This window comes from Kitasatospora sp. MAP5-34 (assembly GCF_029894335.1).
In the GTDB taxonomy this organism is placed as follows: Bacteria; Actinomycetota; Actinomycetes; order Streptomycetales; family Streptomycetaceae; genus Kitasatospora.
The window spans coordinates 38,519-59,522 of record NZ_JARXZC010000041.1; the positions used below are offsets into that span (position 1 = coordinate 38,519).

Consider the following 21,004-nt stretch of genomic DNA (forward strand, 5'->3'; position numbering starts at 1 on the left):
GCCCCGCGCCCCTGATTTTGGCTGACCGGTTACCTCTTGGCGGAGCCTTGCAGCGCCGCTGCCTCCTCGTCCGTCAGCAACCGGGACCGGGTGAGGAAGCGCAGGCCCGTCGGTGTCTCCAGGGAGAAGCCGCTGCCCCGGCCCGGCACCACGTCGATGGTCAGGTGGGTGTGGGACCAGTACGCGTACTGGTCCCGGGCCATCCAGACCGGGACGGATCCGAGCCCGTCCACTGTCAGCTCGCCGAGCAGGTGGTCGGCCTCGGAGGTGAGGAACTCGCCGGCCGGGTAGCACATCGGCGCGGAGCCGTCGCAGCAGCCGCCGGACTGGTGGAACATCAGCGGCCCGTGCTCGGCGGCGAGGCGGCGCAGCAGCTCCGCCGCCTCGGGCGTCACCGCGACCTGGGAGAGCGGTTCGGCAGGTGGCTGCGGCTGTGGGAGCGGCATCCTAGAAGAACCCCAGCGCCTGCGGCGAGTAGCTGACCAGCAGGTTCTTGGTCTGCTGGTAGTGCTCCAGCACCGCCTTGTGGGTCTCCCGGCCGATCCCGGAGTTCTTGTAACCGCCGAACGCCGCGCCGGCGGGGTAGGCGTGGTAGCAGTTGGTCCAGACCCGTCCGGCCTGGATCGCGCGACCCGCCCGGTACGCCACGCCCCCGTCCCGGCTCCAGACGCCCGCGCCCAGCCCGTACAGGGTGTCGTTGGCGATGTCGATGCCGTCCTGGAAGCCGTCGAAACGGGTCACCGCGACGACCGGGCCGAAGATCTCCTCCTGGAAGATCCGCATGCTGTTGTCGCCCTCGAAGACGGTCGGCGCGACGTAGTACCCGCCGGACAGCTCGCCGCCGAGGTCCACCCGCTCGCCGCCCGCGAGCACCTTGGCGCCCTCGGCCTGGCCGATGTCGATGTAGGAGAGGATCTTCTCCAGCTGGTCGTTGCTGGCCTGCGCGCCGACCATGGTGTCGGTGTCCAGCGGGTTGCCCTGCCGCATCGCGCGGACCCGGGCCAGGCCGTCGCCGAGGAAGCGGTCGTAGATCGAGGACTGGATCAGCGCCCGGCTCGGACAGGTGCAGACCTCGCCCTGGTTCAGGGCGAACATCGCGAAGCCCTCCAACGCCTTGTCGTAGAAGGCGTCCTGCTCGGCGGCGATGTCGGCGAAGAACAGGTTGGGGCTCTTGCCGCCCAGCTCCAGGCTGACCGGGATCAGGTTGGCGCTGGCGTACTGCATGATCAGGCGCCCGGTGGTGGTCTCGCCGGTGAAGGCGATCTTGCGGATCCGGGGGCTGGAGGCCAGCGGCTTGCCGGCCTCCACCCCGAAGCCGTTCACCACGTTCAGCACGCCCGGCGGCAGCAGGTCGGCCGTCAGCTCCATCAGCAGCAGGATCGAGACCGGCGTCTGTTCGGCGGGCTTGAGCACCACCGCGTTGCCGGCCGCCAGCGCCGGTGCGAGCTTCCAGATCGCCATCAGCAGCGGGAAGTTCCACGGGATGATCTGCCCGACCACGCCCAGCGGCTCGTGGAAGTGGTACGCCACGGTGTCGTCGTCGAGCTGCGTCAGGCCGCCCTCCTGGGCCCGCAGCGCGCCGGCGAAGTAGCGCAGGTGGTCGATGGCCAGCGGCAGGTCGGCGGCGAGCGCCTCACGCACCGGCTTGCCGTTGTCCCAGCTCTCGGCGACCGCCAGCTCCTCCAGGTGCTCGGCCATCCGGTCGGCCACCCGCAGCAGCACCTGGGCCCGCTCGGCCGGGGACGTCCGGCCCCAGGCGGGGGCGGCGGCGTGCGCGGCGTCGAGCGCGGCCTCGATGTCCTCGGCGGTGCCGCGCGCTATCTCGCAGTAGACCTGGCCGGTCACCGGGGTCGGGTTCTCGAAGTACTGTCCGCGAACCGGGGCGACCCACTCGCCGCCGATCCAGTGCTCGTACCGGGGGCGGATGTCGACGACACTGCCGGGCTGACCGGGAGGCTGGTAGACCGTCATGCTCAGGTGTCTCCTCGCTGCGGGCGGAAGGGAACTGACAGATGCTCAGCTTGTGAGGTCATCCCCGCGTTGCACCCTAACTCCCGATCCGCGCCGCCGCTACGTTCTGTGAGGACTTGTTCACGCCGGCCGCCGGCAAGGGGCGCGGGGCTCTGCTTGATGAACCGCGTGCGCGAAACCGGAAGGCGGCGGCCTGCAGCCCCCTGCCCTACAGTTCCCCGCGCGACCCGGGCCCCTGCCGCCGGCCCGGCGGAGCCGCTACGCGGCTCGGTAGCGCCCGGTCCGGCGCTCCCAGTAGAGGTAGCCGGCCAGCCAGCGGGCCAGTCCGTCCGCGTAGCGCTGGGCGGCCTGGCGCTGGGGTTCGTCCAGCTCCAGCCAGCGGTAGACGTCGGGGAGTTCGGCGGTCAGGTCGGCGAAGCGGTCGACCATCAGCTGCGCCTCGGCGATCACCACCGAACAGGCCTCCTCGGCCGAGCAGGCGCGCTCCTGCTGGACGATCAGCACCAGGTTGCAGACGTCGCCGCGCGGTGCCTCCAGCGGGTACGAGCGGACGTCGTTGCTCAGCGACGGGATGTCGGCGGCGAGTTGGCGCAGTTGGCGGAGGAGCGGGTGGTGCAGGACGGTCTGCGGCACCTCGAAGCGGCCGAGCCGCTCGATCATGTCGAAAATGGTCTCCATCGCCGCAGTTCCCCGACGCAGCATCAGATAGCTCTGACGGTCCGGTAGTTGCCCGGAGTTCCGGCCGGCCGCCTCCGATGGGTGGCTGGCGAAGTACCACTCCCAGTCGTAGGCTGCGCGGGCACGCCAACGGGCTGACATGCCCTGGACACTTCGCCGCCACAGATCGGCGAAGGCGCGTTCGACGGGCGAGTTCCCGTCGGTGCGGGCGCCGTGGATGATCGCGCCGAGCCGCTCGCAGATCCGGGCGACCTGCTCGGGTCTGCGGCCGAGCGGCCCGTCGAACTGGTCGTCGAAGAGGAAGTAGAAGCCCAGGAGGTCGGTGGCCAGCCCGAGGTCGGTGGGGGAGGAGTCGGGGTAGCTCAGGGCGGCCAGTTCGGCCACCTCCCAGTGCGCGTACGTGAACTCGCCTGTTCCGGCGGCCAGTTCGCGATGCCGTTGCAGCCATTCCTGGTGGTGGGTGGCGGCCTGGGCCTGGTGGGGGTTGCGGCGGTAGGGGAACGGAAGCTCAAGTGAGGTGTCGTCGGACATCGGACTCCCGGCGCTGCTGAGGATTGGTGCTGTACGTTGGTGCGGTTCCTTGCTGTGCGTAGGCGATCTGACGAGTCGCGTCGTGCTGCGGGACCGTCCCGCGCGGTCGTTTTCCGTGCGCGCTGTTCCGTGTTGCGTACAAAGATCATCTTCGATCCCGCGGGCCGAAGATTATCCGATCTGATCATCAGATGTCAGGCGTACCAGGGCATTTGCCCTTGGCGTCCGCTCCGAACCCTGGACTCGCACTCCGGCCTGCGTGAACGCCCTACATGGGGGCGTGTGCGGCGCTAAGGTCGCCTGCAGACAACGGACGAGGCGGAGGCGCGGCATGGCCGAACAGCGGAGCGAGCTGCAGGGCGAGGGCGAGTACGGCCAGGACGATACCGCCCGCGCGACACCGCTGCACGAGCGTGAGGACGAGCTCCGCTCGGGCGAACAGTCACTCACCAAGCTCTGCCGCGAATTCGCGGCGGGTGGCACCGAGATCGGGGAGCTGCTACTCTTCGCCGCCCCACCTGGGCACGGCAAGACCTCGGTGCTGGACCAGATCCGGCGGCTGGCCAAGCTGCGCGAGCCGTGCACCGTCCTCTCCGGCCGGGGTGGCGAGCGGCAGATCAAGGAACCCTTCCACGTACTGCGGCAGTTGCTGCTCCCGGTGCTCGGCGCGCTGACCGAGACCGAGCGCGGCGAGGTCTTCGGCAACTGGTACGGCATCGTCGGCCCGGCGATCGGCCTGGTCCCGCCCTCCGGCGAGATGGAGCCACTGGACCCGCAGGGCGTCCGGGACGGTCTCGACTACGTGCTGTTCCAACTCGCGCCGCGCCGGGCCCCCTTGGTGATGGTGGTCGACGACCTGCACTGGGCCGACCAGGAGTCGCTCACCTGGCTCGCCTCGTTCGCCGTACGGGCCCGGCACCTGCCGGTCCTGCTGGTCTTCGCCTATCGCGACGGCGAGTTCGCCGAAGAGGCCCGCAGCTTCCAGCAGCAGATCGAGAGCCAGGCGGCTCGCAAGCACGTGCTGCGCCCGCTCAACCCCGACTCGGTCGCCGAGCTGGTCCGCGCCGAGCTGGGCGCGGCCGACGACCAGTTCTGTCGCCAGGTCTGGGCGATCACCGGCGGCAGCCCGTACGACACCGAGGCGTTGCTGCGCGAGATCCGCGAGCAGGCCCTCGAGCCGACCGAGGAGAACTCGCCCCAGCTGCACGATCTCGCCGCCTCGGCCAAGGGCATGACGCATCAGTACTGGCTGGAGAAGCTCGGCCCCAACACGCTGCGGTTCGCCTGGGCCGCCGCGCTGCTCGGTACCGACATCAAGCACAGCCTCGCGGCCAACATCTGCGCCCAGGGCCCCGCCGAGGCCGCCGAGTCCGTCCGGCAGCTGCGCAGGCACCGGGTGCTCAAGGACAGCCCCTACGGCCAGCTGGACTTCGTCCACACGCTGATCGGCACCTCGATCTACCAGTCCATCCCGCCCGCCACCCGGACCGGCATGCACGGCATCGCCGCAATGGCCATCGAGAACACGGGCGGCACACTGCTGGAAGCCTCCCGGCACCTGTTGGAGACCCACCCCGACGGTGACGACGAGATCGTCCGCAAGCTGCGCAAGGCCGCCGTCGAGCACCTGGCGATCGGCGCGCCCGACGCCGCCTACCGTTGCCTCGAACGCGCCCTCATCGAACCGCCGGACGAGGACGACCGCGCCGAGGTGCTGTACGAGGCCGGCTGCGCCGCGCTGCTCACCGACCCCGCCGCCACCGTCAACCAGCTGCGCCTGGCACTCGAGTTGGAGGACGGTCTCGACCCGGAGCGCCGGATCGACGCGATCACCCGGCTCGCCGAGGTGCTGGCCCACTCGGGCGAGCTGTTCGCCGCCGCCGAGACCTGCCGGATCGAGGCCGACCGCACCCCGCCGGGGCTCGGTCAACTCCGGCTTCGAGCCGCCCAGTTCATGTGGACGGCGTGGCAGCGCGAGGAGGAGGACGGCCCCGGCCGCTCCCGCGCGCTGAAGGAGCTCTACGCCAGCCTCACGGGCAAGGAGTCGGCCGAGCGCGCCGTACTGGCGATGCGAGCCTGGGACCTCACCCTGCGCGGCGAGCCGGTCTGCCGCATCCTCGGCCTGGTGGAGGAGGCACTGGTCGACGGTCGGCTGCCGCAGGAACTCGGGTGGCGGAACGCCATGTGGGGCTTCGAACTGCCTGCCATCATCGGCCTCTCGTACACCTATACCGACCAACTCGCCCGCGCGGAGAAGCTCTTCTCCGACGCCATCCTCGAATTCGACATCGCCGGCTGGAGCGGTGCGCACCTGGGGTTCGCGTACTTCCTGATGGGCCTGGTCCGGTTCCGGCGCGGCTTCCTGGCCGAGGCCGAGGACTTCCTCCGCCGTGGCCTGCGGCTCTCCGAGCGGATCGCCCCGGACATCCCGCTGCAGTGGGACATCGTCGGCGTGCTGGCGGACACCCTGCTCGCCCGGGGCCGGGTGGACGAGGCCTGGGAGCTCTGCAAGACGTACCGCTTCGCCCCGCCGTTCCACCCGACGGCGATGGTCCTGCCCGACGCGCCGACGCTGTACGGCAAGCTGCTGCTGGCCCGGGGCGACCACGAGGGTGCGGTCACGGTCCTCAGGGAGGTCGGCCGGCAGTTGGACGACCGGGGTTGGCACAACCCCGTCTGGGCACCGTGGGTCGGACACCTGGCGCTCGCCCTCGCTCCGGACCAGCCCGACGAGGCCCGCAAGGTCGCGGCGGACGCCGTCGCACGGGCCCGCGTCTTCGGCTCGGCCTCCGCGATCGGCACCGCGCTCCGCCAGGAGGCGGCGGTCTGGGACGGGCCGCGCACGGTCGAGCTGCTGGAGGAGGCCGTCGGCTCGCTCACCCAGTCCCCGGCCGGGTACGAACTCGCTCAGGCGCTGGTCGACCTGGGCTCGGCGCTGCGCAGGGCGGGCCGCTCGGCGGACGCCGCCGAGCACCTCTACCAGGGCATGGAACTGGCCCAGCACTGCGGCGCCGACAGCCTGGTGGCCCGGACCAGGAGGGAGCTGTCGACCTCGGGTCTGCGGCCCAACCGGCTCCGAACGGTCAGCCGGGACGCGCTGAGCCAGCCCGAGTGGGCCGTCGCCGAGCTGGCCGTCCAGGGCGTCCCGCCGCAGCGGATCGCGGAGCGGCTCGACCTCGAACTCAGCCTGGTCCACCGGCGCCTCGCCGCCGTCCACCGCAAGGCCGGCACCGGCCCCGAGGGCCTGGCGGCGGCGCTCGGGCTGACCGACGCCCCGGAGCCGGACGCCCCGGAGCCCGACGGCGAGAGCGATGACGGGAGCGATGACGGGGCGTGAGGTTCGGATGCGTCGGACGGTGAAGCACGGCTCCTGAAGTGCGGCTCCTGAAGCACGGTTCGTGAAGTGCGGTTGGTGAAGTGCGGTTCGTGCGGCAGGGATCGTGAGGCGCAGCAAGGGCGCGCGGGCGTCGCTACGAGCCGGAGGTCGGCCCGGCCGGGCTAGGCTGGCCTCCGACGGCGACAGGAACCCCCACAGTCGGACATGTCCCGGACCGGGATGAGTAGGGAGCGGGCCATGGCAGGGTCGGCAGCAGCCACCGAGGTCGGACGCGAATCCTTCGACGCGACCGGCGCGGGTGCGGCCATCGAGCGCTGGACGCTCCGCACGGAGCGTCCGGGCGGCGGCCGGATCGAGGCCACCGTCCTGACACTCGGCGCGACCCTGCACACCCTCACCGCGCCGGACCGCTCCGGCACCCCGGGGCAGCTGCTGCTCAGCACCGACGAGCTGGGCCAGATCCTCGGCGGCGCCCGCCACTACGGCACCACCGTCGGCCGCTACGCCAACCGGATCGCGGACAGCCGGATCACCCTGGACGGCAAGGACCACCCGCTCGCCGCCACCGGGAACGGCGTCACCCTGCACGGCGGCCCGGACGGCTTCGCCAACCGGATCTGGACCGCCGAGGAGATCCCCGGCGGCGTCCGGCTCCACCTGCACAGCCGGGACGGCGACCAGGGCTTCCCCGGCGCGCTGGACGTATGGGTCTCCTACACCCTCGCGGCGGACACCCTCGCGATCGAGTACCGGGCCGTCACCACCCGCCCCACCGTGGTCAACCTGACCAACCACGCCTACTTCAACCTGGCCGGCGAGGGCAGCGGCGACATCCTGGGCCACCTGCTCACCCTGGACGCCGACGAGTACACCCCCGCCGACGAGCGGCAGATCCCGTACGGGCCGTACGAGCCGGTGGCGGGCACCCCGTTCGACTTCACCACCGCGCGCCCGGTCGGCAAGTCCATCCACGACGACCACCCGCAGCTGACCGGCCCCGGCGGCTACGACCACAACTGGGTGCTCCGGCCCCGCCCCGCCGACGGCACCCCGGCCCGGGCCGCCCTGCTGGAGGACCCGGGCAGCGGGCGCACCCTGGAGGTGCTCACCACCGAGCCCGGGCTGCAGGTCTACACCGCCAACACCTTCCACGGCGCGGTGACGGGCGCGAGCGGGGTGCCGTACGGGCCGTACGCGGGGATCGCGCTGGAGACCCAGCACCACCCGGACTCGCCCCACCAGCCCTCGTACCCCTCCACCGAGCTGCGGCCCGGGCAGGAGTTCCGCTCCACCACGCTGCTGCGGCTCGGCTGCGCGGGGAGGTAGACACCCGGTCAGCGACGGACAGGGCGCGAGGAACTGCGCGAACGCGGTAGGGCACAGGTTGTCGCCTTCCGGTTTCGCGCAGTTCCTCGCGCCCCTGTCTGTGGCCGGCGCCTGCTCGTCGGGATCTCAACACCAAGTGGCAACGCCCGGGACACGCGCGCGTAACGATCGCCGGATCTTGCAGAAACTTGCTGCAAGGACTTTCGGCGACGATTGCATCGCTGTTACGTTCCTCCCCAAGCCCGACGGCCGTAACGGCGGTCGGTGCGGGACAGCCATTATGCGCGGTCCTCCCCCCTCCCTCGGGCACCCCCACCTTTCTAGGAGTTCTCATGCGGCGTGGCATCGCGGCCTCTGCCCTCGTTGCGGCCCTCGCGGTCTCTCTCGCGGCTTGTGGCAGTAGCGGCTCCGGTTCGGACACCAAGGCCGCCGACGGCCCGGTCACCATCACGTACTGGGACACCTCGAACGCCACCAACGAGGCGCCGAACTACCAGGCGCTGGTCAGCAAGTTCGAGGCCGCCAACCCGAACATCAAGGTCAACTTCGTCAACGTGCCGTTCGACCAGGCGCAGAACAAGCTGCAGACCGCGATGGGTGCCTCGGGCGCGCCGGACGTCTTCCGCTCCGAGGTCGGCTGGACCTCCGCCTTCGCCAAGGGCGGCTACCTGGAGCCGCTCGACGGCACCCCCGCCGCCACCGACACCTCCGCGTTCCAGGCCAGCCTGATCCAGCAGGCCAAGTACGACGGCAAGCTCTACGGTGTGCCGCTGGTCACCGACACCCTCGGCTTCCTCTACAACAAGGCGCTGTTCGCCAAGGCCGGCATCACCGCCGCCCCCAAGACCTGGGACGAGCTGAAGGCCGACGCCGCGCTGGTCAAGGACAAGGCCGGCGTCGACGGCTTCTTCATGCGCGCCGGTGACGGCTACTACGCGATGCCCTTCCTGTACGGCGAGGGCACCAACATGGTGGATGCCGCCAACAAGAAGATCACCATCAACTCGCCCGAGGCCGCCAAGGCCGTCGAGACCTACAAGTCGATGTTCACCGCGCCCGGCACCGTCAAGGCCGACGTGACGACCGACTCATACGCGCACATGATGGACGCCTTCAACAGCGGCAAGGTCGCGGCGATCATCAACGGCCCGTGGGAGCTCACCAACATCTACAAGGGCTCCGCCTTCGCGGACAAGGCCAACCTCGGCATCGCGGCCGTCCCGGCCGGCTCGACCGGCAAGGCCGGCGCCCCGACCGGCGGTCACAACGTCGCCGTCTACGCCGGTTCGGACGCCGCCCACAAGGCCGCCGCCGAGAAGCTGGCCGGGTTCCTGACCTCCGCCGAGAGCCAGACCTTCCTCGCGCTGAAGAACGACACCCTGCCGACCCGCTCCGACGCGTACACCGCCGAGGTCAAGGCCAACCTGGGTATCGCCGGCTTCCAGGCGATCCTGCCCGTCGCCCAGCCGCGCCCCGAACTGCCCGAGTACAGCTCGCTGTTCGGCTCCATCGGCACCAACCTGGGCAAGATCGTCCAGGGCCAGGCCGGCACCCAGGCCGGCCTGGACGCCACCGCCGTCGACTACGCGAAGCTGCTCCCCGGCTTCACGAAGTAGACCCACCCGGCCGCCCGGCCCCGCCTGACAGCGGGCCGGGCGGCCTCCCGCACGAACGCAGTGAACAGCAGCAGTCGCCGGCGAGGCGGCCGGACCTCCCGAAAAGGTGTCAAAAATGGCAGTCGCCGTGCAGGGCGCTCCCAGCCGGCGGAGTCGTGAGCGCGAACCGCGCCCCGGCCTCGTCCAGCGCCTCAAGCTCTCGTACAGCAAGTACTGGTACGCCTACGCGATGGTCGCGCCGGTCGTCATCGTGCTCGGCGTGCTGGTCGGCTACCCGCTGGTCAACGGCATCTACCTGACGCTCACCGACGCCAACAGCCTCAACTCGGCGCGCCAGATCGGCCTCAAGCACATCCCGGCCACCTACCACTTCATCGGTCTGCACAACTACGCCGACGTGCTCTGGGGCCCGGGCTCCTACGACCGGTTCTGGTCGCACTTCGTCTGGACCATCGCGTGGACGGTCATCTGCGTCACCGTCACCTTCGCGATCGGCCTGGGCCTGGCGCTGCTGATGAACCAGAAGCTCCGGGCCCGGGGCCTCTACCGGATGCTGCTGATCCTGCCCTGGGCGGTGCCGACCTTCGTCACCGTCTTCTCCTGGCGGCTGATGCTCGCCGACGGCGGCGCGGTCAACACGCTGCTGGGTTCGGTCGGTCTGCCCGAACCCTCCTGGCTCTCCGACCCGCTGGCCATGAAGGCCGCCGCGATCATCGTCAACACCTGGTGCGGTGTGCCGTTCATGATGGTCTCGCTGCTCGGCGGCCTGCAGTCCATCCCGGCCGAGCTGTACGAGGCCGCCGAGATGGACGGCGCCACCCCCTGGCAGCGGTTCCGCCACGTGACCCTGCCGGGGCTGCGCAACGTCAGCAGCACGGTGGTGCTGCTCGGTGTGATCTGGACGTTCAACCAGTTCACCGTCATCTTCATCCTGTTCGGCACCAACGCTCCGGACGTGAACATCCTGGTCACCTGGGCCTACTACCTCGGCTTCGGCCAGCAGCCCCGGGACTTCGCCCAGTCCGCGACCTACGGCGTGCTGCTGCTCTCGATCCTGATCGTCTTCACCAGCTTCTACCGCCGCTGGCTGGCCCGGAACGAGGAGGCCACCCGATGACCGCCGCCCGTACCCAGCCCAGTGACCACGACGAGGCAGGCAGCCAGATGACCGTCACCGCCGAACGACCCACCGCCGAACGACCCACCGCCGAACGACCCGCCACCGAGCCGGCTCCGGCTCCCCGCCCCGCCAAGGTGCGCGGCCGGGGCGAGAGCAGCCCGCTGGCCACCGCGCTCGCGCACGGCACGCTGATCGTCGCGAGCCTGGTCGCGCTCTTCCCGGTCCTGTACATCGCGTACATCTCGCTCGGCCCGGACAAGATGGACTACCTGCACCCCGGGGCGATCTTCGGCAAGGCGACCCTGTCGAACTTCTCCAAGGTGCTGTTCCACACCGACTTCTTCACCTGGTTCGGCAACTCGGTCGTCGTCGCGGGCGGTACCACCGTATTCGGCGTCCTGGTCGCCGCGACCGCCGGCTACGCGGTCTCCCGGATGCGCTTCCCCGGTCACCGCCAGCTGATGTGGACCCTGCTGGTGACCCAGATGTTCCCGGTCACCGTGCTGATGGTCCCGCTGTACACGATCCTGTCCGAGCTGAAGCTGCTGGACAGCTACCTCGGCCTGATCCTGGTCTACCTGACCACCACCGTGCCGTACTGCGCCTGGCTGATGAAGGGCTACTTCGACACCATCCCGGTGGAGATCGACGAGGCCGGCCGGGTCGACGGGCTCACCCCGTTCGGCACCTTCTGGCGCCTCATCATCCCGCTCGCGCGGCCGGGCCTGGCGGTGGCGGCGTTCTACTCCTTCCTCACCGCCTGGGCCGAGGTCGCCTACGCGTCGACCTTCATGCTCGGCTCCGGCAAGTACACCCTCGCCGTCGGCCTGCAGAGCTTCGTGAGCCAGTACGAGAGCCAGTGGAACCTGATGGCCGCCACCTCCGTGCTGATCGCGATCCCCGCCGCAGTGGTCTTCTACCTTGTGCAGCGCCACCTGGTCTCCGGTCTGACGGCCGGTGCGGCCAAGTCCTGACGCGAGCACAGTCCTGACGCGAGCACAGTCCGCAACTCTCCTTTATCTTCTGCCTGTTACCGCGCACCGGCCGCCCGCTCCCCGGGCGACCGGGACGACACCTAGTCCCCAAGGGATGACTGTCATGACCCAGAACCTGGCCGCCACCTCCCGGCCCGCCGCCGTTCCCGCCGCCGTTCCCGCCGCGAACGCGTCCGGGTCCAGAGGCTGGTGGCGTGACGCGGTCATCTACCAGGTGTACCCGCGCAGCTTCGCCGACTCCAACGGCGACGGCATGGGCGACCTGCCCGGCATCCGCAGCCGCCTCCCGTACCTGCGGGACCTCGGCGTGGACGCCGTCTGGCTCTCCCCGTTCTACGCCTCCCCGCAGGCCGACGCCGGGTACGACGTCGCCGACTACCGCGCGGTGGACCCGATGTTCGGCAACCTGCTGGACGCCGACGCGCTGATCCGGGACGCCCACGAGCTGGGCCTGCGGATCATCGTCGACCTGGTCCCGAACCACTCCTCCGACCAGCACGAGTGGTTCCAGCGCGCCCTGCGCGAGGGCCCGGGCTCCGCGCTGCGCGAGCGTTACCACTTCCGCCCCGGCAAGGGAGCGAACGGCGAACTCCCGCCCAACGACTGGGAGTCCATCTTCGGCGGCCCGGCCTGGACGCGCAGCGCCAACCCGGACGGTACGCCCGGCGACTGGTACCTGCACCTGTTCGCGCCGGAGCAGCCCGACTTCAACTGGGAGAACCCGGCCGTCGCCGACGAGTTCCGCTCGATCCTGCGGTTCTGGCTGGACATGGGCGTGGACGGCTTCCGGATCGACGTCGCGCACGGCCTGGTCAAGGCCGAGGGCCTGCCCGACATCGGCGGCGGCGACCAGCTCAAGCTGCTCGGCAACGACGTGATGCCGTTCTTCGACCAGGACGGTGTGCACGAGATCTACCGCACCTGGCGCAGGATCCTCGACGAGTACCCGGGTGAGCGGATCGGCGTCGCCGAGGCGTGGACCCCGACCGTCCAGCGCACCGCCAACTACGTCCGCCCGGACGAGCTGCACCAGGCCTTCAACTTCCAGTACCTGGGCACCGCTTGGGACGCCGCCGCGCTGCGCGAGGTCATCGACGTCTCGCTCGACTCGATGCGCCCGGTCGACGCGCCCACCACCTGGGTGCTGTCCAACCACGACGTCACCCGGCACGCCACCCGCTTCGCCAACCCGCCGGGCGGGACCCAGATCCGCACCCCCGGCGACCGCGAACTCGGCCTGCGCCGGGCCCGCGCCGCCACCCTGCTGATGCTCGCGCTGCCCGGCTCGGCCTACGTCTACCAGGGCGAGGAACTCGGCCTCCCGGACGTCACCGACCTGCCCGACGAGGTCCGCCAGGACCCGTCCTTCTTCCGCCAGGCCGGCCAGGACGGCTTCCGCGACGGCTGCCGCGTCCCGATCCCGTGGTCCGGCACCGAGGCCCCGTACGGCTTCGGCCCGACCGTCGGCGGCCCCAGCTGGCTGCCGCAGCCCGCCGAGTGGGCCTCGCTCAGCGTGGACGTCCAGACCGGTGACCCGACCTCCACCCTGGAGCTCTACCGCAGCGCGCTGGCCGTCCGCCGCGAGCACCCCGCGCTCGGCGCGGGCACGGCCGTGACCTGGCTGGACACCCCGGAGGGCGTGCTCGCCTTCCGCCGCGACTCGGCCGAGGGCTCGTTCGTCTGCACGGTGAACACCGGCGCCGAGCCGGTCCGGACGACCGCGCCGGGCTCGGTGCTGCTCGCCTCGACCGAGGTCGTGGTGGTGGCGGGGGAGACCGTTCTGCCGGCCGACAGCGCCATTTGGTGGGCGGTCTGACATGGGTGCAATAGGCTCTGGGATCGTGACTACGGCGCGACTCTCGGACATCGCGGCGCAGGCGGGGGTCAGTGAAGCGACCGTCAGCCGCGTCCTCAACGGCAAGGCGGGCGTCTCCGCCACCACGCGGCAGACCGTGCTGGCGGCGCTCGACGTGCTCGGCTACGAGCGGCCCACCCGGCTGCGCCAGCGCAGCGCCGGCCTGATCGGGCTGATCACCCCGGAGTTGAGCAACCCGATCTTCCCCGCGCTGGCCCAGGTGATCGAGCAGGTGCTGAGCCGCCACGGCTACACGCCGGTGCTCTGCACCCAGACGCCGGGCGGCTCCACCGAGGACGAGTTGGTGGAGATGCTGGTGGACCGGGGGGTCGCCGGAATCGTCTTCGTCTCGGGCCTGCACGCGGACTCCACCGCAGACCACGACCGGTACGCCAAGCTGACGGGCCGTCAGGTCCCGTTCGTGCTGATCAACGGGTATAGCGAGAAGATCGCCGCGCCGTTCATCTCCCCGGACGACCGTGCGGCGATGTGGATGGCCGTCCAGCACCTGGTCGAGCTGGGCCACGAACGGATCGGCCTGGCCGTCGGCCAGCGCCGCTACGTCCCGGTGCTGCGCAAGATCGAGGGCTTCACGGCGGCCGTCCAGGCCCTGCTGCACAAGACCCCCGAAGAGGCCGAGGGCCTGGTCCACCACACGCTGTTCAGCGTGGAGGGCGGGCACGCGGCCGCCGGCGCGCTGCTGGACAAGGGCTGCACGGCGATCGTCTGCGGCTCCGACATGATGGCGCTCGGCGCGATCCGGGCGGTCCGCCAGCGCGGGCTGTCCGTCCCGCAGGACATCTCGGTGGTCGGCTTCGACGACTCGCCGCTGATAGCTTTCACCGAACCGCCGCTGACCACCATCCGCCAGCCCGTCGAGGCGATGGCCACCGCAGCCGTGGACGCCCTCCTCGAGGAGGTCGGCGGCAGCCCGGGCCAGCGCGCGGAGTTCATGTTCCAGCCCGAACTGGTCATGCGCGGCTCCACCGGCGCCAACCCGAAGTAGTCCCGGTACGGCACGATCCCGCAGAGCTTCGCTCTGCGGGATCGTCGTGCTGTGGTGGGTCCGGACCTGGCGCTGCCCCCGGAGACGACCAGTTCTCCGGGGGCAGCGGGTACAGCAGGTACGGCTACGCGTGTCAGACGCGACCGGCGAAGTCCGGGGCCCAGTTGCTGATGGACTCCATCTTCACACCGGCGCTCGGGTTGGCGGCCTCGACGTACTGGCCACCGCCGACGTACATGGCGACGTGGTAGACGCCGGAGTTGCTGCCGTTGTTGGACCAGAACAGCAGGTCGCCCGGCTGCAGGCTGTCCAGCGAGACGCGGGTGGTGGCGTCGGCCTGGTCGGCGGCCACGCGGGGGAGCGTGATGCCGGCCTGGCGGTAGGCGGCCTGGGTCAGGCCGGAGCAGTCCCAACCACCGTCGCTGGTGCCACCGTAGACGTACGCCTGGCCGAGCTTGGACTCGGCGAAGGCGACCGCGGCGGCCTTGCTGCCGGTCGCGGCCGGGGCCTGGGCGGCGGCGGGGGCAGCGGTGATGGTGCTGCTGTGGTGGGCCGAGGTGGTCCGGGTGGTGGCCTGCGGCGCGCTCTGCTGCGGGGCGGCGGGGGCGGCCGGGGCCTCCTGGGCCGGCGCGGCGACGGCGACGTTGCCGCCGAGGCTGAGCTGCTGGCCCGGGTAGATGACGTCCGGGTCGCTGCCCAGCTGCGCCTTGTTGAGGTCGTACAGCTTCTGCCAGCCGCCCTGGACGCTGTTCTTCTGGGCGATGGAGGAGAGCCAGTCACCGGCGACCACGGTGTACGACTTGTCGGTGGCGGGAGCGGCGGCCGGGGCGGCGGGAGCGGCCTCCGGTGCCACCGAGGCGGCGGCCTTCGGGGCGGCGTGGCGGGTGACCGGCGCGGGGGCGGCGGCCTGCGGGGCCGGGGTGTTGGAGCCGCTGGTGTCGACCTGGGCGGCGGCGCCGCCCTTGGTCAGACCGGCCTGGATGGAGCAGACCGGCCAGGCGCCGGGGCCCTGGTCGGCGAGCACCTTCTCGGCGACGGCGATCTGCTGGCCCTTGGTGGCCAGGTTGGCCTGGGCGGCGTACTGGGTGCCACCGTAGGCGGCCCAGGTGCTGGAGGTGAACTGCAGGCCGCCGTAGAAGCCGTTACCGGTGTTGATGCTCCAGTTGCCGGTGCTCTCGCACTGGGCGACCTTGTCCCAGGTGGAGACCGGGGCGGCCGAGGCGACACCGGCGGTGATGCACGGGATCGAGAGACCGAGGCCGACGACGCCGGTGGCGGCGATCAGACGACGGGTGCGCTTGGTGGCATTGATGGGCAGCATGAAAAAGCGTTCCTCTCCCACGCCTGCGAGGTGAGCTGTCGGATTCGGGCTGGAGTTGCCCGGCCGTGCTGAGCACGGCTTCACCCCAAGCCGACCAGCGGTCCGAGGACCGCTGACCGGCGACTTACCTGGTTCCCCCGCCCCTGCCATGGTGCGTTTCTGCGATGCCAGCTCGTCCGGCGGCAGGACTCGGCGTTCCGGATGAGCTGGGTCCGTGTGACCACGAACGGGAGCACGTTAGACAGACTTAAGTTGAAACTGCAAACACCTGTGATGGCGCTCACAGATCATTTTCTGGTCTTCCATGATCGAAATATGTCGGCCGACCCGATCGAATTCGGTCATTTTCGAGCATTGCCCGTTCCGTGGGCCGGAGCTGTCCATGCCTCAGATTCCGACGCCCGATTGGTGGTCTCAAGTTAGTAGATCGTCTACGAAGCATTCGACGATGCCGGCCCGGCCGAGGCCAGGGTCGAAAGACCCGGGCCGACCGGGTCGAAGGAGAGTGCCTGCGGGTGCGGGAAGACCCCGGGAGAGCGGCGTGAGGGAATGGGCCCGGGAAACGCGAGAGGGGCCCCGCAGCGGGGCCCCTCGTCGTGCCGTCCAAGCAGTACGGATGTCGTACAAGCGGTACGGAGCAGTGCTGGCAGGTCAGCCGACCGGCCGCTCCTCGGCCTCGACCGGGGACTCGCCGGGCGCGGGGAGGTTCAGCGCGGCGAGGTAGGTCGAGGCGATCAGCTGGCCGACGGCCTGGTAGGTGCCGATCGGCGCGGCGCTGGGGCAGCCGGTCTCCTCGGCGGCCTGGGCGAGCAGCTCCGGGTCGGCCTCGGGGCCGATCACCAGCGGGGCCAGCGCGGGGCGTACCGAGCCGGTGGCCCGGAGGTGGTCGACGGCGGCCGCGACCGAGCCGGGGACGTCCATGGCGGCGGCCACGACCGGCACCGCGAGGCGGGCGGCCAGCAGCACGCCGGTGATCCCGGCCGCCGAGGCGGCCTCCTCGCCGCCGACCGTGGTCAGTACCACGCCGTCGGCAGCCGTCGTGATCGCGAACAGCCTGGCGCGGTCGGCGCGGGCCAGCCCGGCCTCGGAGAGCCGGACGTGCACCGCCTCCGCGAGCAGCGGGTGCGGGCCGAGCACGTCGGTGACGGTCGTGCCGGCCTCGGCGGCGAGCTGCTGCAGCTCCGTCAGGAAGCCGTGCGGACCGGCCAGCAGCGGCACCAGGACGGGCAGTGGCTGCCCGGCCTCGGCCGCCTGGGCCAGCAGGGCGGCCACGGTGGGCGCGCTGGGGTCGTACTCGGTGCCGGGGGCCGCCAGGTACGCGGCGGTGGCCTCGATGCCCGGCTGCTCGCCGCGAACGACGGAGAGCAGTTCATCGACAACGGGTCGCGCCTCGGGCCCGGCGGTGGCCGGGACGGCCAGCACCAGGGCCGGGGCCCCGGTCGGGACCTCGGGGCGCTCGGGGCGGCGGTGGCGCCCCCGCGCACGGGAGCCTGGGGTTCGGACGGGCAGTGGCGCGCCCGGGATGGCTGCGGTGCTCATGGCGGAGATCGTAGGACATTCTGCGGCCCGGCCTGCAGTCGGATCCCGTTCCGGCGCGATCTGTTCTTTGAAAATAGGGACATTTGCCACCAAAACTCACCCTTGACCTGCTGACACTCCGTCTCGTCGGTGTTCCGCCGGGGCCCTGCCGGTGCGCCGCCGACTCCGGCGTGACGCGGCGTGACGTGCCTCACAGTCACCTCGGCAGGTGACGGACCGTGAGCCGGGTCCTGTCGGCCTCAAGATCAACGCGCCGCCGCGCTGTCTATACAGGGCGTCATCGAAGTACTTGTGATTCGACCTGGTATGTCCGCTTACGGGGCGTCAACTGTGCTGGCTGGTAAGGGGATATCGGTGCGTGACAGTGGCTTATGCACGCGCAACTTCCCGTGCTGATGCACGTGCACTGGAGTTATCATCACGTCAAGTGAGGCGAACGCCAGGCAGGTCGGGAGATTTCAATGCAGAACACGTACAACGGCATGGCGGCTGCGGACCTCGAAGGTGTGGTCTGGCAGAAGAGCCGGCACAGCAACTCGCAGGGCAACTGTGTGGAGTTCGCCGCGCTGCCGGGGGGTGATGTGGCCATGCGCAACTCCCGCTTCCCGGCGGGGCCCGCATTGATCTACACCAGGGCCGAGATAGCGGCGTTGCTGCTCGGCGCGAAGGACGGGGAGTTCGACCACCTGGCGGTCTGAGCCGCTGTTTTCTCCCCTGGTACGGAAAGGCCGTCGTGGCTCACGTCACCGCGACGGCCTTCGTCTTGTTCTCCCCACTTGCTTCCCCCCATTTGTTTCCCGACCTGTTCACCCGGCCCGGGCCCCTCGCCCCGGCCCCCTCGCCATGACTCCCTCGCCATGGCCCGGTGTGGGCCCGGTCTTCGGGCCCCCGATACCCTCGGTGGGGCTGGTCTCCCGGTACGTGTGTGCGTGCATCAAACGGCTCAGGCCCCGTACGACGCGCGTCCGGGGCCAGGCTGAGCAGAAGTCAGACCGGCTGAGAGTCAGGCCCACTGAGAGTCAGGTTGACCGAGGGTCGGGCTGGGCGGAAGTCGGGCCGGCCAGGATCAGGCCGAGCGGCGGTGCCGCCCGGCGGGTTCGCCGGACTCGGCCTCGAAGAGGGCCCAGACGACCTTGCCGGCGCCCGCCAGCGGGTGCCAGCCCCAGGAGCGGCTGAAGGAGTCGACCAGGTGCAGCCCCCGGCCGGACTCGGCGACGAAGTCGGCCTCGCGAGCCACCGGCCCGCTGCTGCTCGGGTCGCTCACCGCACAGACCACCTGCGGCGCGCGGTGCACCAGGCTTATTCGAATCGGCAGGGTGTGGCCGGTGAGCTGCTGGCGTTGCTCGGCCTGCCGGGGGCCGGGCTGCACGGGGAAGTGGCTGGGCTCGATCGCGGCCTGGTTCTCCCGGCCGGGGTCGAGGGCATGGCGAAGTGCGTTGGTCACCAGTTCGGAGGCCACCAGCGCGACATCGTCGAAGAGTGCGCCGAGCCCCCAGTCCTGGAGCGTCGATCTGGCGAACTCCCTTGCTGTTCGCACAGCTTCGAGCCGAGGTGCGAGAGTACAGGTGACCACGTGGGGGTCGACCGCGAGAGCCGTACCTGTGCTCATGAAGAGCTCCTCCCATAAGGGGGCCGACACGGCTGGACCCGCCGGGGTCATGCCGGTCACCTCCGACTCGCTCGGCCGCGCGGCCGCCTCCTCGACACCGCCGCGTACGCACACGGGTGCCCAGCCACGCGGGGGCGCGACCGGGTGAGGTGTGCGGTATCGCGCGTGGGGTCGACGCGGAGCCCGCGGGATTGCCAGGGATGTGCAGGTGCACGTGCACCATGGTCCTCTGCGCCCACGGCAGATGCAAGAGTCGATTCACGTGCAGTCGCACTATTGGCATATGCAAGCGCCGAATGCACGTGCATCATGGGGGATCTGATGCAGAACTGGTAGATCGTTCTGTCAGTACCGGCACCCTGAGCGCTCAACTGATGGCAGACTGTGCCCTGTTTGCCCGAGGCGGAGGTTTGGACGGCATGACCACAGTTCAGCCGAGCGGTGGCTCGATGGTGCGCCGGATCCTCCTCGGCTCCCAGTTGCGCAGGCTCAGGGAAGGCCGCGGGATCACCCGCGAGGACGCGGGTTACGCGATCCGTGCCTCCGAGTCCAAGATCAGCAGGATGGAGCTCGGCCGGGTCAGCTTCAAGGAGCGCGACGTCGCCGACCTGCTCAGCCTCTACGGCGTGACCGACACCGGCGAGCGCGAGGCCCTGCTCGGCCTGGTCCGCGAGGCCAACAAGTCCGGCTGGTGGCACAGTTTCAACGACGTTCTGCCGAACTGGTTCCAGACCTACGTCGGCCTGGAGGAGGCTGCGGCGCTGATCCGCACCTACGAGGTGCAGTTCATCCCCGGCCTGCTCCAGTCCGAGGAGTACGCCCGCGCGATCTTCGCCCAGACCCGCCCGGTGATCAGCGAGGAGGAGCTGGAACGCCGACTCGGTCTCCGGATGCGCCGCCAGAAGCTGCTGACCGAGGGTCAGAGCCCCCGTCTGTGGGCGGTCATCGACGAGGCCGCGCTGCGTCGGCCGGTCGGCGGCCCCGAGGTGATGCGCGCCCAGGTCCAGTACCTGATCGACGTCGCCGAGCAGACCAACGTGGTGATCCAGGTCATGCCGTTCCGCTTCGGCATGCACGCGGGGGAGAGCGGGGCGTTCAGCATCCTGCGCTTCCCGGAGCAGGACCTCGCGGACGTGGTCTACCTGGAGCAGCTCACCAGCGCGCTCTACCTGGACAAGCGGGACGACGTGGACGCCTACGTGCAGGTCATGGAGCGGCTCTGCGTCGACAGCCTCACCCCGGACCGGACGATAGACCTGCTCACCGCCATCCTCGCTGAGCGCTGACGCGACGTCCGGCGCTGGGGGTTGGGCGTCGGGCGCTGGGCTTGGGCCTCGGCGGCTCCCCGCGAGGCGCTCGGTCAGTCCCGGTGCGGGGGCTGCGGGCGGGCGGGGGCGTCCGGCTGGGGTGGTGTGCCCAGGCTCCAGGCCAGGCCGTAGCGGGCGAACAGGTCCGCCCGGATGGGGGCCAGCGGGATCGGCGCCCCCGGTAGCAGGATGCCGATGCAGGCGCCCATCAGCGCACTGCGCAGCACCGCGTGCTCGGCGGCCGGATCGGTCGCCCCCCAACTCCTCAGCAGCTCCCGCAGGATCGCGCCGAGCTGCTGCTGCTCCGGGTCCTGCAGGAACGCGCCGACGTCCGGGTCGAGGATGAGCGCGAGGTGTGAACGCATCACCCGGGGGTGCTCCAGCGCGAACGTCAGGAGCGCGTCGATGCCGGTGGCCAGCCGGGCGTCCGGGTTCGCCCCTGGGGGCACCTTCGCGAGCGCGCCGGCCAGTTCCAGGTGCATCAGCCGGTGGCAGGCCACCTGCATCAGGAGCCGCTTGCCTTCGAAGTAGTACGAGACCAGGCCTCGGGCCGTCCCCGCGCGTTCGGCTATGTCGCCGAGCGTGGTGCGGGCGTATCCGCGCTGGTCCACCAGCTCGACGGTGGCCCGCAGGATTCGGTGGCGGGAGCGTTGGCGCATTTCCTCGTTGACCGAATCCCCGCGAGGTGCCATCGTGTCTGCTCCGTACGTTGGTTGGCTCCCGGTCAATATACTGGTGTGGCCAGGACCGGTGCAGGCCGTGTCCGGATACTCCCTTGGCTGGAGGCTCCGGG

Annotated in this window: 16 protein-coding genes and 1 riboswitch; of the genes, 9 read left to right on the forward strand and 7 right to left on the reverse strand. The window is 70.6% G+C overall.

Annotated elements, in window-relative coordinates:
* Positions 1–29: 29 nt before the first annotated feature.
* The 3 genes from P3T29_RS26945 to P3T29_RS26955 all read right to left on the reverse strand — a co-directional run bounded on the left by P3T29_RS26945 (position 30) and on the right by P3T29_RS26955 (position 3,180).
* Positions 30–446 (reverse strand): DUF779 domain-containing protein, encoded by a 417-nt coding sequence (locus P3T29_RS26945; RefSeq protein WP_280719239.1) that lies wholly within the window; start codon positions 444–446, stop codon positions 30–32.
* Between the two features lies 1 nt (position 447).
* The gene (locus P3T29_RS26950) at positions 448–1,971 is read right to left on the reverse strand and encodes an aldehyde dehydrogenase family protein (protein WP_280719240.1); all 1,524 of its coding nucleotides are present in this window, start codon (positions 1,969–1,971) and stop codon (positions 448–450) included.
* 258 nt (positions 1,972–2,229) lie between these two features.
* A complete protein-coding gene (locus tag P3T29_RS26955) occupies positions 2,230–3,180 on the reverse strand; it encodes a terpene cyclase (RefSeq protein WP_280719241.1) in 951 nt (316 codons plus the stop codon).
* A 331-nt stretch (positions 3,181–3,511) separates the two neighbouring features.
* On the opposite strand from P3T29_RS26955, the gene P3T29_RS26960 reads away from it, so the two are divergent.
* The 7 genes from P3T29_RS26960 (at position 3,512) to P3T29_RS26990 (ending at position 14,435) form a co-directional block, all read left to right on the forward strand.
* Positions 3,512–6,517: an AAA family ATPase gene (locus P3T29_RS26960; RefSeq protein WP_280719242.1), complete on the forward strand. Its 3,006-nt coding sequence runs from the start codon at positions 3,512–3,514 to the stop codon at positions 6,515–6,517.
* Between the two features lie 237 nt (positions 6,518–6,754).
* Entirely contained in the window at positions 6,755–7,843 is a 1,089-nt protein-coding gene (locus tag P3T29_RS26965) for an aldose epimerase family protein (RefSeq protein ID WP_280719243.1), read from the forward strand.
* A gap of 332 nt (positions 7,844–8,175) precedes the next feature.
* Positions 8,176–9,459 carry an extracellular solute-binding protein gene (locus tag P3T29_RS26970; protein WP_280719244.1) on the forward strand — a complete coding sequence of 428 codons (1,284 nt, stop codon included), beginning with the start codon at positions 8,176–8,178 and terminating at the stop codon, positions 9,457–9,459.
* Between the two features lie 115 nt (positions 9,460–9,574).
* Positions 9,575–10,576, forward strand: coding sequence for a sugar ABC transporter permease (locus tag P3T29_RS26975; RefSeq protein ID WP_280719245.1), 1,002 nt, complete (start codon positions 9,575–9,577; stop codon positions 10,574–10,576).
* A 47-nt stretch (positions 10,577–10,623) separates the two neighbouring features.
* A complete protein-coding gene (locus tag P3T29_RS26980) occupies positions 10,624–11,553 on the forward strand; it encodes a carbohydrate ABC transporter permease (RefSeq protein WP_280719268.1) in 930 nt (309 codons plus the stop codon).
* Between the two features lie 124 nt (positions 11,554–11,677).
* On the forward strand, positions 11,678–13,390 hold the full coding sequence (locus P3T29_RS26985) for a glycoside hydrolase family 13 protein (protein ID WP_280719246.1): 1,713 nt from the start codon (positions 11,678–11,680) through the stop codon (positions 13,388–13,390).
* Position 13,391: 1 nt separating this feature from the next.
* Positions 13,392–14,435, forward strand: coding sequence for a LacI family DNA-binding transcriptional regulator (locus P3T29_RS26990; protein WP_280719247.1), 1,044 nt, complete (start codon positions 13,392–13,394; stop codon positions 14,433–14,435).
* 133 nt (positions 14,436–14,568) lie between these two features.
* Here P3T29_RS26990 and P3T29_RS26995 read toward each other — a convergent pair whose 3' ends face one another.
* Both P3T29_RS26995 and P3T29_RS27000 read right to left on the reverse strand, forming a co-directional pair.
* Positions 14,569–15,756, reverse strand: a complete 1,188-nt coding sequence (locus P3T29_RS26995; protein WP_280719248.1) for a transglycosylase family protein — start codon at positions 15,754–15,756, stop codon at positions 14,569–14,571.
* Between the two features lie 5 nt (positions 15,757–15,761).
* Positions 15,762–15,930, reverse strand: a riboswitch (cyclic di-AMP (ydaO/yuaA leader).
* A gap of 477 nt (positions 15,931–16,407) precedes the next feature.
* Positions 16,408–17,295: a hypothetical protein gene (locus tag P3T29_RS27000; RefSeq protein ID WP_280719249.1), complete on the reverse strand. Its 888-nt coding sequence runs from the start codon at positions 17,293–17,295 to the stop codon at positions 16,408–16,410.
* A 461-nt stretch (positions 17,296–17,756) separates the two neighbouring features.
* On the opposite strand from P3T29_RS27000, the gene P3T29_RS27005 reads away from it, so the two are divergent.
* Positions 17,757–17,993, forward strand: a complete 237-nt coding sequence (locus P3T29_RS27005) for a DUF397 domain-containing protein (protein WP_280719250.1) — start codon at positions 17,757–17,759, stop codon at positions 17,991–17,993.
* A gap of 368 nt (positions 17,994–18,361) precedes the next feature.
* Here the strand turns inward: P3T29_RS27005 and P3T29_RS27010 are convergent, their stop codons facing one another.
* Positions 18,362–18,904, reverse strand: coding sequence for an ATP-binding protein (locus P3T29_RS27010; protein ID WP_280719251.1), 543 nt, complete (start codon positions 18,902–18,904; stop codon positions 18,362–18,364).
* Positions 18,905–19,323: 419 nt separating this feature from the next.
* Between P3T29_RS27010 and P3T29_RS27015 the strand changes: the two genes are divergently transcribed.
* Positions 19,324–20,190, forward strand: a complete 867-nt coding sequence (locus P3T29_RS27015) for a helix-turn-helix transcriptional regulator (protein WP_280719252.1) — start codon at positions 19,324–19,326, stop codon at positions 20,188–20,190.
* A 74-nt stretch (positions 20,191–20,264) separates the two neighbouring features.
* Here P3T29_RS27015 and P3T29_RS27020 read toward each other — a convergent pair whose 3' ends face one another.
* Positions 20,265–20,903 carry a helix-turn-helix domain-containing protein gene (locus P3T29_RS27020; protein ID WP_280719253.1) on the reverse strand — a complete coding sequence of 213 codons (639 nt, stop codon included), beginning with the start codon at positions 20,901–20,903 and terminating at the stop codon, positions 20,265–20,267.
* Positions 20,904–21,004 lie beyond the last annotated feature (101 nt).

Excerpts from the sequence above, each read along its gene's own strand:
- P3T29_RS26960 (WP_280719242.1), top strand. The coding sequence starts at position 3,512 with ATGGCCGAACAGCGGAGCGAGCTGCAGGGCGAGGGCGAGTACGGCCAG.
- P3T29_RS26970 (WP_280719244.1), top strand. The coding sequence starts at position 8,176 with ATGCGGCGTGGCATCGCGGCCTCTGCCCTCGTTGCGGCCCTCGCGGTC.
- P3T29_RS26975 (WP_280719245.1), top strand. The coding sequence starts at position 9,575 with ATGGCAGTCGCCGTGCAGGGCGCTCCCAGCCGGCGGAGTCGTGAGCGC.
- P3T29_RS26950 (WP_280719240.1), bottom strand. The coding sequence starts at position 1,971 with ATGACGGTCTACCAGCCTCCCGGTCAGCCCGGCAGTGTCGTCGACATC.
- P3T29_RS27000 (WP_280719249.1), bottom strand. The coding sequence starts at position 17,295 with ATGAGCACCGCAGCCATCCCGGGCGCGCCACTGCCCGTCCGAACCCCA.
- P3T29_RS27010 (WP_280719251.1), bottom strand. The coding sequence starts at position 18,904 with ATGAGCACAGGTACGGCTCTCGCGGTCGACCCCCACGTGGTCACCTGT.
- P3T29_RS26985 (WP_280719246.1), top strand. The coding sequence starts at position 11,678 with ATGACCCAGAACCTGGCCGCCACCTCCCGGCCCGCCGCCGTTCCCGCC.
- P3T29_RS26965 (WP_280719243.1), top strand. The coding sequence starts at position 6,755 with ATGGCAGGGTCGGCAGCAGCCACCGAGGTCGGACGCGAATCCTTCGAC.
- P3T29_RS27005 (WP_280719250.1), top strand. The coding sequence starts at position 17,757 with ATGCAGAACACGTACAACGGCATGGCGGCTGCGGACCTCGAAGGTGTG.
- P3T29_RS26945 (WP_280719239.1), bottom strand. The coding sequence starts at position 446 with ATGCCGCTCCCACAGCCGCAGCCACCTGCCGAACCGCTCTCCCAGGTC.
- P3T29_RS26995 (WP_280719248.1), bottom strand. The coding sequence starts at position 15,756 with ATGCTGCCCATCAATGCCACCAAGCGCACCCGTCGTCTGATCGCCGCC.
- P3T29_RS26980 (WP_280719268.1), top strand. The coding sequence starts at position 10,624 with ATGACCGTCACCGCCGAACGACCCACCGCCGAACGACCCACCGCCGAA.
- P3T29_RS26990 (WP_280719247.1), top strand. The coding sequence starts at position 13,392 with ATGGGTGCAATAGGCTCTGGGATCGTGACTACGGCGCGACTCTCGGAC.
- P3T29_RS26955 (WP_280719241.1), bottom strand. The coding sequence starts at position 3,180 with ATGTCCGACGACACCTCACTTGAGCTTCCGTTCCCCTACCGCCGCAAC.
- P3T29_RS27020 (WP_280719253.1), bottom strand. The coding sequence starts at position 20,903 with ATGGCACCTCGCGGGGATTCGGTCAACGAGGAAATGCGCCAACGCTCC.
- P3T29_RS27015 (WP_280719252.1), top strand. The coding sequence starts at position 19,324 with ATGACCACAGTTCAGCCGAGCGGTGGCTCGATGGTGCGCCGGATCCTC.